Annotated in this window: 12 protein-coding genes; 5 read left to right on the top strand and 7 right to left on the bottom strand. The window is 65.4% G+C overall.

Going from position 1 to position 12,143, the window contains the following annotated elements:
• The first annotated feature begins 31 nt into the window (after positions 1-31).
• Positions 32-673: an oxidoreductase gene (locus VFG49_RS06630; protein ID WP_324858727.1), complete on the top strand. Its 642-nt coding sequence runs from the start codon at positions 32-34 to the stop codon at positions 671-673.
• A gap of 69 nt (positions 674-742) precedes the next feature.
• Here the strand turns inward: VFG49_RS06630 and VFG49_RS06625 are convergent, their stop codons facing one another.
• From VFG49_RS06625 to VFG49_RS06615, 3 genes are all read right to left on the bottom strand, one after another.
• Entirely contained in the window at positions 743-1,462 is a 720-nt protein-coding gene (locus VFG49_RS06625) for a C40 family peptidase (RefSeq protein ID WP_324858726.1), read from the bottom strand.
• 265 nt (positions 1,463-1,727) lie between these two features.
• Positions 1,728-2,432, bottom strand: coding sequence for a YggS family pyridoxal phosphate-dependent enzyme (locus tag VFG49_RS06620; RefSeq protein ID WP_324858725.1), 705 nt, complete (start codon positions 2,430-2,432; stop codon positions 1,728-1,730).
• 137 nt (positions 2,433-2,569) lie between these two features.
• Positions 2,570-3,994, bottom strand: a complete 1,425-nt coding sequence (locus VFG49_RS06615; protein ID WP_324858724.1) for a M20 family metallopeptidase — start codon at positions 3,992-3,994, stop codon at positions 2,570-2,572.
• A 204-nt stretch (positions 3,995-4,198) separates the two neighbouring features.
• On the opposite strand from VFG49_RS06615, the gene VFG49_RS06610 reads away from it, so the two are divergent.
• The 4 genes from VFG49_RS06610 to VFG49_RS06595 all read left to right on the top strand — a co-directional run bounded on the left by VFG49_RS06610 (position 4,199) and on the right by VFG49_RS06595 (position 6,234).
• Entirely contained in the window at positions 4,199-4,534 is a 336-nt protein-coding gene (locus VFG49_RS06610) for a ComEA family DNA-binding protein (protein ID WP_324858723.1), read from the top strand.
• 106 nt (positions 4,535-4,640) lie between these two features.
• A complete protein-coding gene (locus VFG49_RS06605; RefSeq protein ID WP_324858722.1) occupies positions 4,641-5,120 on the top strand; it encodes an SET domain-containing protein in 480 nt (159 codons plus the stop codon).
• 5 nt (positions 5,121-5,125) lie between these two features.
• The gene (locus VFG49_RS06600; RefSeq protein WP_324858721.1) at positions 5,126-5,665 is read left to right on the top strand and encodes a GNAT family N-acetyltransferase; all 540 of its coding nucleotides are present in this window, start codon (positions 5,126-5,128) and stop codon (positions 5,663-5,665) included.
• Positions 5,662-6,234: a HutD family protein gene (locus tag VFG49_RS06595; protein ID WP_324858720.1), complete on the top strand. Its 573-nt coding sequence runs from the start codon at positions 5,662-5,664 to the stop codon at positions 6,232-6,234. The genes VFG49_RS06600 and VFG49_RS06595 overlap by 4 nt, the downstream gene beginning before the upstream one ends.
• A gap of 92 nt (positions 6,235-6,326) precedes the next feature.
• Here VFG49_RS06595 and VFG49_RS06590 read toward each other — a convergent pair whose 3' ends face one another.
• The 4 genes from VFG49_RS06590 to VFG49_RS06575 all read right to left on the bottom strand — a co-directional run bounded on the left by VFG49_RS06590 (position 6,327) and on the right by VFG49_RS06575 (position 12,116).
• The gene (locus VFG49_RS06590; protein ID WP_324858719.1) at positions 6,327-7,223 is read right to left on the bottom strand and encodes a hypothetical protein; all 897 of its coding nucleotides are present in this window, start codon (positions 7,221-7,223) and stop codon (positions 6,327-6,329) included.
• Positions 7,223-9,433: a M1 family metallopeptidase gene (locus VFG49_RS06585; protein WP_324858718.1), complete on the bottom strand. Its 2,211-nt coding sequence runs from the start codon at positions 9,431-9,433 to the stop codon at positions 7,223-7,225. The genes VFG49_RS06590 and VFG49_RS06585 overlap by 1 nt, the downstream gene beginning before the upstream one ends.
• Positions 9,434-9,555: 122 nt before the next feature.
• Complete coding sequence (locus tag VFG49_RS06580) at positions 9,556-11,187, bottom strand: sulfite reductase flavoprotein subunit alpha (protein WP_324858717.1); 1,632 nt, start codon at positions 11,185-11,187, stop codon at positions 9,556-9,558.
• Positions 11,184-12,116 carry an FAD:protein FMN transferase gene (locus VFG49_RS06575; protein ID WP_324858716.1) on the bottom strand — a complete coding sequence of 311 codons (933 nt, stop codon included), beginning with the start codon at positions 12,114-12,116 and terminating at the stop codon, positions 11,184-11,186. The genes VFG49_RS06580 and VFG49_RS06575 overlap by 4 nt, the downstream gene beginning before the upstream one ends.
• Positions 12,117-12,143: the final 27 nt, after the last annotated feature.

The raw sequence follows: 12,143 nt of genomic DNA, 5'->3' as shown, positions 1-12,143 counted from the left end.
ACCGCGATGCAGCACGCCGTAGAATGGCCCCATGAGCGACTCGCCACGCCGCGTACTGATAGCCGGTGCCACAGGCCTGACCGGGCAGGCTTTGCTCGCGCTGCTGCTCGGCGACCCCGCCGTCGGCCACGTGCTGGCTCCCTCGCGCCATGCGCTGCCGCCTCACTCCAAGCTTGAGAATCCGGTCGGCATGGTCAGTCACCTGGCCTGCCAGCTGCATGGCCATCTCGACACCGCGTTCTGCTGCCTGGGCACCACCATTCGGCAGGCGGGTTCGCGCGAAGCCTTCCGCACGGTGGACTATGAGCTGCCACTGACGCTTGGCAAGCATGCCCTTGCGCTCGGAGCGCGCCACTACGTAGTGATCAGCGCCCTGGGTGCCGATCCGTCGTCGCGGGTGTTCTACAACCGCACCAAGGGTGAGCTGGAAATCGCCCTGCAGAAGCAGGGCTGGCAGCGATTGACCCTGGTGCGTCCCTCGCTTCTGCTCGGGGCCCGTCACCAGCCTCGCCTGGGCGAGGCCCTCGCCGCACCCTTCTCGCGGCTCCTGCCCGGCCGCTGGCGTGGCATCGAGGCCGCTACCGTGGCGCGTGCCATGTGGCGTCTGGCCGGCGAGCCCGGCGAAGGGGTTCGTCTCGTGGAATCAGACGAGCTTCAGCTCGTCGGTCGCTGACCGGGCAAAAGCCGCGCATAAAAAAAGGCCGCCCTGAGGCGGCCTTTGACTGACGGAGACACCCAGCAATCAGCTGTTGCGAGCCAGCGCGTCCGGACGCTTGGCGCCGGCGAAACGCTTGGCCCAATACGACTCGTCCAGGCTGTCCACGCGCACGGTCTTGCCACGCGAGGGCGAATGGATGAACTGGCCGTTGGCGATGTAGATGCCCACGTGCGAAATGCGGCCCTGGCCACGCTTGCCGGCGGTGCGGAAGAACACCAGGTCACCCGGCTTCATGTCGCCGCGGTTGACCTTGAGGCCGGCGAGGAACTGCGAAGCGGAGTTGGTCGGCAGGTCCAGGCCGACGGCGTGGGCGAACACGTAGCGGACGAAGCCGCTGCAATCGAAACCGGTGGAAGGATCACGGCCGCCGCGCACGTAACGGATGTCACGCAGCTGCATGGCGAGGCCGATCAGGGTCCTGCGAAGATCGGAGGTATCGTTGTCCAGCGAAGCGACCGAACCGTCGGCAACGCCGTCGCCCGGCATGCCGTCATCGTTGTCTTCGTCATTGCCCCAACCCGACGGCACCGCAGCCTTGGCCTGGCTGGCGGCTGGCTGGGCCGGCATCGCCGCCTGGCTCAGGCTGGCCGCCGGTGCGAACACCGCAAGCTGGCCCATCAGGTTCGGCGTGACGGAGGCGACGGTGGGCTTGGCCGTGCCGTTGAGCGGCTCGGCGAAAAGCGGAAGGGACGTGAGCAGTGCACCAGCAAGCGCAGCGGCAGCAAACAATCGCTTCGTTGGCATGTGGGACAAATCCCTTTGCAGTTCGTGGAGTTATGTCATCGGCCTGTGAGATGCCGGTGACGTGATGGCCATGTGAACTTAGCAAAGGGATATAGATCGTATGTTCGATCGAGGTTAACTGAACTCTATCGTTTCAAAACTTGGCACGGCCCATGCTTGAAGGATAATCTATTGTTTTTAAAAGAAAATAGGTGCGAAAGTGGTTACTTATTGATCAATTAGTGAACTAATTATTCAATTCGGTTCCGTATGTTTCAGAACGCCGTCACACTCGCCGGCCGAAGATCGCTGTCCCGATGCGGACCTCCGTGGCCCCTTCGGCGATGGCCAGTGGGAAGTCGCCGCTCATGCCCATCGAAAGCCTTGGCAGATCATGACCTTGCCGTTGCGCCTCGTCCCGCAGCTGGCGTAGTTGGCCGAAGCAGGCGCGCACGCGTGCGTCGTCTTCGGATTGCACCGCCATCGTCATCAGTCCCTTCACTCGCAGTGTGTCGAAGGCACGCAAGGCATCAAGCATTGCCATGAGCTCTTCGGGCGGCAGGCCTTGCTTGCTGTCCTCCGGGGATGTCTTCACTTCGATCAGCACATCGATCGCACGGCCTTCGATCTGCAACCGCTTGTGCAACGCCTCGGCCAGTTCGATGCGGTCCAGCGACTGCACTTCGCTGGCCAGCCGTGCCACATCCTTCGCCTTGTTGGTCTGCAGATGACCGATGACCACCCACGCGATGTCTTCGCCGGCCAGTGCTGCCGCCTTGCTGCGGATCTCCTGCACCTTGTTCTCGCCAAAGCGGGTCAGGCCCAGCGCCATGGCGGCACGCATCGCCTCCGGGCCGAAGGTCTTGCTGACCGGCAGGATCGACACCTCGGAAGGATCACGCCCGGCGGCACGGCAAGCCTCGTCGATGCGCGCGCGCACAGCCGTCCAGTTGGCGGCAAGGTAAGCGTAGTCGTCGGATGATGGATTCATCAGTTTGGCAATCCAGGGCTGCGCCGCACGTCGTCACGCCAGCGCATGGATGACTCCGACACCTTGTGACGGGTACCCACACTGGCCCCGGCGCGTGCCCCTTTCAGGGATACACCCGGGCGACGGTCCGCGAGGCCTTAGCCCTTGGCGCCTTGTGCGTGATGGCGAGCTACCACGTCGGCCACCACCATCGACACCTTCTTGCCGGTGGGGATGTGCAGGAATTCGTTCGGGCCATGCGCGTTGGAATGCGGGCCGAGCACACCGGTGATGAGGAACTGCGCCTGCGGGAATTTCTCGCCCAGCATGCCCATGAACGGGATGCTGCCGCCCTCGCCCATGTAGGCCGAAGGTGCGCCGAAATAGGTCTGCGAGGCGTTGGCCACCGCCTCTTCCAGCCATGCCGACAACTGCGGTGCATTCCAGCCGCTGCCGTCCTTTTCCAGCTTGAAGGTCACCTTGGCGCCATACGGCGGGTCCTTCTCCAGCAACTGCTTGACGAACTGGCCGGCCTTGGCGCCCGACAACGTCGGCGGCACCCGCAGGCTGAGCTTCACCGAGGTCTTCGGACGCAGCACGTTGCCAGCGCTTTCCAGCGGCGGCATCCCATCCACGCCGGTCACCGCCAACTGCGGGCGCCAGGTGCGATTGAGCACGAGCTCAGTGAGGTCTTCGGTGACCGGATGCATGCCCTGCACGAACGGGAACTTGTCGTACACCGCCGTGCCCAGCACCTCGGCCGACTTCTTCGCCTGCTCGATGCGCTGCGCCGGAATGTCGACGTAGAGTTCCTTCGGCTTGATCGTGCCGGTCTGCGGATCTTCCAGGCGGCTAAGCAGCTCGCGCAGGATGCGGAAACTGGACGGCACCACGCCGGACGCATCGCCGGAATGCACGCCCTCTTCCAGCACCTGCACGGTGAGCTCGCCGCCGGTCATGCCGCGCAGCGAGGTGGTGAGCCACAGCTGGTCATAGTTGCCGCAGCCGGAATCCAGGCACACCACCAGCGAGGGATTGCCGATGCGGTCTGCCAGGTGATCCACGTAGTACGGCAGATCGTAGCTGCCCGATTCCTCGCAAGCCTCGATCAGCACCACGCAACGCGCGTGCTGCACGCCCTGTTCGTGCAGCGCCAGCAAGGCCGCCAGCGAACCGAAGATGGCGTAACCGTCATCGGCGCCGCCACGACCATAGAGCTTGTCGCCCTTGAGCACCGGCGTCCACGGGCCCAGGCCTTCCGCCCAGCCCGTCATCTCCGGCTGCTTGTCGAGATGGCCATACAGCACGACGGTGTCGTCGCCCGTGCCCGGCACTTCAATGTAGATCAGCGGCGTGCGGCCTTCCAGGCGAACCACTTCCAGCGTGGAACCAGGCAGCGACGACAGCTTGCTGCGCGCCCAGGTCTCCATCAGCTTGACCGCCGCATCCATGTAGCCGTGTTCCACCCATTTGGGATCGAACATGGGCGATTTGTTCGGGATGCGGATGTACTCCACCAGCTGCGGCACGATCTCCTCATCCCACAGTCCGCTGATGAAACGGTTGAGGCGAGCGGTATCCATGAGGTCGACTCCTGCAGCGTGGGGGAAGACCGTCATTGTATCAGCGCGTCCGACGGCGCCGCCGCGCCTCTTATCGCGCACACCCGCGTTGCCCCAACCCCCACCGCGCAGTGGCCGGTGGGCCGACAGTCACCCGACGCCATGCCGGGCACAGTCGCCGGGCGGCCCCATGGAAGGTCGCTTCATCATCTAGGAGAAACACTCATGCGCAACAAGTTGGTCGCCGTACTTCTGGGCCTGGCCATGTCCCTGCCAGCGTTCGCCTCCACCCCGGTCAACATCAACAAGGCCGACGCCTCCACCCTGGCCAAGTCGCTGGATGGCGTCGGGCTGACCAAGGCCGAAGCCATCGTCGCCTGGCGCGAGGAACACGGGCCGTTCAAGAGCGCGGACGATCTTGGCCAGGTCAAGGGCATCGGCCCGGCCACGCTGGAACGCAACCGCAGCGCCATCCTGCTCGACGACGGCGCCGCTGCCGGCAAGGCCGCCAAACCGGCAACGCCCGCCAAGTCCAAGCTGGCCAAGCCGGCCAGTGAATAACCGCACCCAATCAGCCACTTGCGTTTAGAAAATCCATCCCGCCGGGTATGGCAACCCCGGCGGGATGCGCCTACACTCGGCCGCCTTGCCATCGGTTAGGGCTGACATGATCGTTCCGCGTTACCGCATTTCTGCGTCGGAAATTGCTGGTGCGGGTCAGGGGTTGTTCCTGGAACAGGACGTGGTGGCGGGACAGATAGTCACCGCCCCGGATGCCATTGATCGCACGTATCGTTACGACGAGCTCACCGGCTCACCGGAGCTTTCCGCGCAGCTGTACGCCAGCGCCCGCTGGTTCGAGGACCGCTACACCGTGTCCCCGGACTGGCCGGACGAGTGCTACATCAACCACAGCTTCGAACCGACGGGCCTCTGGCACCTGGGTTTCGTGTTTGCCACGCGGGATCTTCCCGCCGGCACCGAAATCACCGTCGATTACCGCCACCTGTTGCCCCCGGGCGAGGAGGAGGCTTTCGTGGACACCGCGACCGGGCGCAGGATAGTCGGCCTGCCCTGGCTCGATAGCCTGGCCATCAGCACCCGCGCCCTCGCCGGCCTGCTGGATGGCACCCGACTTGCTTGCTGAAGAACATGATCGACATACCCGTCATTGAGACGGCGCGCCTGCGCCTGACCGCCCTCGCCGAGCGACACTTCGACGACTACGCCGCCATGCTGGCCGACCCGGCCAGCACCCGCTGGATCGGCGACGGCGAGCCGCTGGACCGCACCAACGCGTGGCGTTCACTGGCCATGCTGATCGGCCACTGGCAGCTGCGCGGCTACGGCATGTGGGCGCTGGAGCTGAAGGACACCGGTGAATTCATCGGCCGCGCCGGCCTCATGTGCCCGGAAGGCTGGCCCGACCTGGAACTGGGCTGGATGCTCAAGCCGGAATTCCGTCACCACGGCTACGCCACGGAAGCGGGCAACGCGATCCTGGAGTTTGCCTGGCGCAAGCTCAACGTGCCGCGCGTTATCAGCCTCGTGAAGATCGGCAACGAGGCTTCGGACCGCGTGGCCGAACGCCTGGGCGGCGAGCACATTGAGGACATGGACTTCTTTGGCGCGCACAACCACGTGTTCGCCTACTACCCGCCGTTCATCGAGAAGCGGCGCGCCTGGGCATGAGCCAGCTGCGCCCGCTCGCCACCGAGAAACTGAGCGCCAAGCCGTGCTCGGACGGCAGCGTGCTGATCACCGACATTGCCTGCAGTCCGGACAGCGACGACTGGCAGTGGCGCATGTCGATGATCGGCATTGGCGAGCATGACCTTGAATTTCCGGCACATGCCGACATCCATCGGCACTTTGTGCCGCTGGATGCCCCGGTGGACGTCGTGTTCCCCGATGGCCGCACCCAGCACCTGAACCGGTTCGATGTGGCGCACTTCGACAGCCACAACGACCCGGAATGCTGCCTGCCCGAATCGCCCACCCGCACCTTCAACCTGAAGCTGCGCGAGGGTATCCAGGGCGAACTGATGGCGCGCCCGCTGAACGGCACGATGGTGCTGCTGGCGCCCGCCGGCTGGCGCTGGTTCGTACTGCTGCTTTCCGGCGAAGCGAAGGTGATCGCCGATCACCGCTCGCACGTGATGACACACGACGACATGATGTGGATCGACCCGATCCCGGGCCATCCGGTACGCATCGAAGGCGGTGGCGAAATCGTCCTGGCACGCTTGCCCGCCGCCTGAAGCACTCCGCTCCGTCGTGGGCGCATCCTGTGCGCGACCGCAGCGTTGAACCGCTGCGACCACGCGCGCGCACCCCTTCAAGCGATACGCCGCTACGAAAGGCGGCGTCCACCAACTGAGCGTGCCACTTCCGAAAGCGCATACAGGCGCGCGGTGCGCATCCATCCCAGCGCGACCACTACGAGCAGGCTGAGCAGGAAACCCAGCAGCAGCCCGTGCATGTCGGCCGCCAGCGTGTGTGCACGCAGCAGGCCCAGGCCCAGCGCGATGGCGAAGCCGATAACCGTCACCAGCAGGTAGGCGAACAGCGTGGAGAACGGGCGGCGCAGCAGCTGCAGCAGCCCACGGATCATCGCCACCATCGCGGAACGCAGTCCTCCATCCGCGATGAAGGCCGCGCGCGCCGACTCCACCCACGACTGGGCGATCACCAATACCAGACCCGACAACCACCATGCGATGTGCTGTGCGGTATCCGCCTGTGATTCGAGCGTGGCGGCGTCGACGCGATCATCCGTGTGGTCCAGGCCGAACTGGACCAGGAAGACAGCGCCCGCATACGGCAGCAACGACCACAGCAGCAGGCGGAACATGCGACCGTATTCCGACAGGCCGCCCTGCAACAACGCACCGAAACCCAGCGAACGGCCCGAGCGCCCGCTGGCGACCACCATGCCGTTGAGCCACGGCAGCAACAGCACGGCACAGATGACGCTGGCCAGCAGCGCGCCATGGACCATCGCGTGCTGCGGACCCAGTGCCTGCATGACGTCGCCGAACATCATGACGTCGAAATGATGGGCCCACGCGCTGGCATGCACCGAGCGGTCCAGCAGCGCACTGAGCGCCGCCAGCAACGGCAGCGACGCCACCGCCACGGGCAGCAGCAACAGCAGCACCCACAGCAGCAGCAGGCGCCACTGCAGGGCGGCAAAGAGGGAGCCCAGCACGGCGCCCAGGTCGACACGTCGGGAATGCTTGTAGGCCATCACAGCGTCACCAGGAATGCGTAGAAGGCCTGCAGCACGGCGGCGACATCGGCCGTCCAGCGCCGCGAGGCGGAAGCGTCGGATTTCACCGTGCGGCTGTCGTTGAGCTTGTTCGCATCGAGCAGGATCTTCTGCTCCGGATCGAGCTCGGCCGACACCACCTTGGTGGGACGGGTGAAGACGAAACGCGCCCAGCGACGGTCATCGTCCCAGTGCACGTCTTCGTGGCTGCCATCGGCAAACGTCACGCGCAACACCTGCGGCACCTGCGCGCCGTCGCGTACGACGGTCACCGTGCCGCGCCACGAGAACGGACCCGGACCGTTGTCCTTCGCATCGGGATGCGATTTCTTCCATGCGTCGCGTTGCTTGTCGACCTGCTCATCGCGATCGTCGCTGGCCAGTTCGCTGCGCTGGCCCTGTTTCACCCAGCTGCCGGCCTGCGGCATCACTTCCTGGTTGTCGACGGCATCGACGCGATCATCGATGTGCGCCGTGCCGTAGACGAACTGGTCGAACACCTCGTTCACCGCGCGCGCATTGCCCGACACGTCGATCAGCGTCTTGCGCAGGTCGGCCACCGATGGATGGCGGAAATGCCAGCGCCGGTAGTACTCGCGGAAACCACGCTCCATCACGCTCTTGCCGAGGCGTTCCTCCAGGTCGTGCATGGCGGTGGCAGTGCGCGAATACACGGTGCCGTAGCTGGTGCTGGAATAGCGGTCCCAGCTGTTCTGGCCCAGCGGGTCATAAGGCTTGGCGAGACCCGCGAAGTTACGCTCCATGTCGAACACGCCCATCGACGGCGTGATGCCGGCGCGGCGCAACCAGGAGCTGGGTACCAGGATGCGCTGGTTGCGCTCGCGCAGCATGCGCTGGTCCCAGTATTCGTTCATGCCTTCGTCCAGCATCGGCTCCTCGAACTCGTTCGAGGCAAGCAGGCCGTAGAAGTAGCCGTGGCCGAACTCGTGGATGGTGACGAAGTCGATCTCCCACTGGTCCGACGTCTGGCTGTCGATGCGCTTGTAGCCTTCGGCGGTGAAGAACGTGGGGTACTCCATGCCGCCCGCTTCCTGCGCGTTGTACGGCGGCACCACCGCTGTCACCGTGCGATACGGATACGGCCCCAGCGTGTCGGAGAAATAGGTGAGCGAATCGGTCGTCGCCTTCAGTACCGGCTGGGCGCTGGCCTCGTATTCGGGCGGATAGATCACCCGCACCGCAACCCTGGGACTGCCCGGCCCCTGCCACGTCGTGTCGATGGTCTTGTAACCCTTGGCGGCGACCCAGGCAAAGTCGTGCACATCGCCCTGCACGAAGTGATAAGTGGTCTTGCCGCCCGCCTGTTCCGGCTGGCCCTGCAAGGCACCCACGGCGCCCACGGTGTAGTCGGAGGGCACGGTGAGGCGCACGTCGAAGTTGCCGAAGTCGGCATAGAACTCGCTGTTGAAGTGGAACTCATGCACGTTCCACTGCACCTGCGTGGCGCCGCGCTCGCCCGGCAATTCCAGCACGCCGATCTTGGGGAACCACTGGCCCACCAGGTTGAAGTCGCCCCACCAGCCGGTGCGCTCGACCACGCGCGGCAACTGGCTGATGAAGTCGATGTCCAGCGTGAGCGTGCCGCCGGCCGGCACCGGTTCGGCAAGATCGATGCTCACCACCGTCTGGTCCGTCGCCGGGCCATCGTCGGGATGCACGAAGCTCCACTTCAGCGAGGCGCCGCCCTGCTGCACGCTCTTGAGGTCGATCCAGCCCCACTCGTTCTTCTTCAGCGCCGCTGCGCCGCGCGAGTGGCCGTGCGCCGTCAGTACGCTGCGTTCGGTGAAGAACGTGCTGCCCTCGTTCTGGAATCCATTGAGGTACAGGTGCAGATAGATGCGGTTGACCGGCTGGTTGCTGCGATTGCGCCAGGTCAGCTGCTCGGAACCGGTGACGCTGTGCTTGGCCGCATCCAGTTCGGCATCGATGCGATAGCCCACCACGCGATCGGAAAGCGTCGGCTCGTTGCCGGTGCGAACCCCGCCCCATGCATCATCCGAACTGGCTTCGTGCGGCGCGGCGGCATGCGCCCTGGCCAAGGGAATCAACGGCGGAGGTTCTGCCGCGGCAGGCGGCTCCGGTTGTTGCGCGTACGCCATCCAGGGCAATACCAAACACCACGCCGTGGCCAGCCAGCGGCCCGGCCTGCTTCCCTTGAACTTCACCATGATGCCCTCCCCCGAAGGAACACGCAGGGTGAGGCATGGGCGCGCAAGGCTCCTATAGGCCAAAGGTCATGGTCATCGCGTTTCATTTCAGGGAATGGCGATCATTCCCCCGAGGGCGTGAATCAATACACGTCGCGGCGATAGCGACCCTGCTCGCGCAGGCTTTCCACCAGCACATCACCCAACGCTTCGCGCAGCACCGCATCCACTCCGGGCGCCATGCCGGCCAGGCTGCCGCAAACGTAGATGGCCGCTCCGTCATCCACCCACTGCCGCAACATGTCGCCGGCATCGCGCAACCTGTCTTGCACGTAGGCGCGCTGCGCGCCATCGCGCGACCACGCAAGATCAAGGCGTTCGAGCAGACCCAGCGTTTGCCAGCGCTCGATCTCTTCGCGGTGATAAAAATCGTGCGCGGCCTGCCGTTCGCCGAACAGCAACCAGTTGCGCCCGTGACCGCGTTCAACGCGCGACTTGAGCAGCGCCCGCAATCCTGCCAGCCCCGTGCCATTGCCGATCAGGATCAGTGGGCGATCGTCCTTCGGCGCGTGGAAGCCCGGGTTGGCGCGAATGCGCAGGGCAATGTCGCCACCGATGCCGGCGTGCACGGTGAGCCAGCCCGACCCGATGCCCAGCCGGCCGTCATCGCGATGCATCTGGCGCACCAGCAGATGCAGGCCATCGTCAGACGGCAGCGACGCGATGGAGTATTCGCGATGCGGCAGCGTCTGCAGGGTGGCGACGATCGCCGCGGGTGAACGCCCCACGGCATCGCCGGGCGCGGGAAAGTGGCTGGCCGCAAGCCATTCGCGCAAGCTGGCGCGCTGGCCCTCGTGCTCCACTAACGCATCGCCATCCTGCTGCTGCGCGAGCAGCCATTGCTCGACATCGACAGCGGCATGGCGAGGCCCGATCTCCACGAGATCGCCCGCCTGCCATTGGGCATGGCCATCCATCGGCTTCAGCGCCAGATGAAAGCAGGGATCACCGAGGCTGCCCGCGTTGAGCAGCTGGCGATCCATCAGTTTCCACCGCTCGTAGTCGGGACGCTGCCAGTCAGGCAATTCCGCGCTGCCCGAGAACACGGCCAGATGGTGCTGCCAGTGGCGCAAGGCAGCGGGATCGCCGTTGTCCACTTCCACCGCATCGAACAAGGCCTGCGCACCGCCACGCTGCAGCCATCGCTGCAACTCGCGGCCGAATCCGCAGAATTCATCGTAATCGCGATCACCCAGCGCCAGCAGGCCATAGCGAAGACCTGCCAGCGGAAGCGGAGCGCGCATCAGGCGAGTGACAAAGGCCGCCGCGCTGTCGGGCGCATCGCCCTCGCCGGTGGTACTCACCACGAACAAGGCGCGTTCGATCTGCATCAGGGCTTCGGCATCCAGCTCGCACAGCTCGCGCACGCCCACGTTCATGCCTGCCTGACGCAGGCTTTGCGCGGTCTGGCGCGCCAGCTGTTCGGCCGTGCCGGTCTGGCTCGCGAAGACGATCAGCACGCTGTCGCCTTGCGCGGCATCCAACTCGATATGCGCCATGTGCATGTTGCGCCGATGCCATCCCGTCCACGCCGTAAACGCCGTCCACGCCAGCAGCACCAAGGCGGCCCATGTCCTGCGCGATGCGTCCGCGGCGGGCCATGTGAAATCGTCGCCATGCCATGCAAGCAGTGCCATCGCGAGCAAGGCCAGCATGGCGCACAAGACCACGTTGCCCCAGGCCGAACGTGCCGTTGTCTTTGCCAGCGTCGTCATGCGGCAAGTGCCTCGGCAAACGCCGGTGAAAGACGCTCCTCCAGCCCGCGGGCGCCGTGCAGGATGAACATCACCGCCAGCCCGCGAGCGCACGCTAAGGCCATGCCCTCATCCGGCCCCAGCACGGTCATCAGCGTGCCCATGGGATCGGCTTCCACCGCATCGCGTGCGAGCACGCTCACCGACGCCACAGCGTGCGGCACTGGACGACCCGTGCGCGGATCGATGTGATGCGAGAACGCGCGCCCCTCGGCTTCGAACTGCCGCCGATAGTCGCCGGACGTGGCGATGGCGCGACCGCTCAAGCTCAATACCTGGCTCAACTGGTCCACGCGTTGCACCGCACCCGCGGCGGCGCCGGGACGTTCGATGCCAATGCGCCACGGCGAACCATCCGGCTTGGAGCCCTTCCCTTTCAGTTCGCCACCGACTTCGACCAGCCATGCATTGATGCCGAGGCTATCGAGATGACGGCCCACCAGGTCGACGCCGTAGCCCTTGGCAATCGAGGAAAGATCGAGATAGACGCCGCCGGGCTGATAGAGGCTGTGCGTCGCTTCATCCAGCTTGAGCCTCCACCAACCCACGCGCTCGCGCGCCACCGTCATCGCTTCTTCGGAAGGCGGTTTGCTGCGCGCGACATCGGGACCAAAGCCCCACAGGTTCACCAGCGGTCCCACGGTCGGGTCGTAGGCACCGCCACTGTCGCGCGCCACACGCAACGCGCGCCTCACCACGTCAAAGCACTCGGCCGGCAGCACATGCCACGTGCCGGCGGGTGCATCGTTGAAGCGCGACAAGGCCGACAGCGGCTTGTAGGTGCTCATCTGGCCATCGACCAGATCCAGCACGGCCTGTGCGCTTGCATGCCACGCCGGCGCCGTCGCATGCGCCGGCAGCACGGCACGCACCGACCAGGTGGTACCCATGGTCGATCCCTGCGCGGACTGCACGAC

The sequence above is a fragment of the Dyella sp. genome, assembly GCF_035685885.1.
GTDB lineage: Bacteria > Pseudomonadota > Gammaproteobacteria > Xanthomonadales > Rhodanobacteraceae > Dyella.
This window is presented reverse-complemented; position numbering and strand designations above follow the sequence as displayed.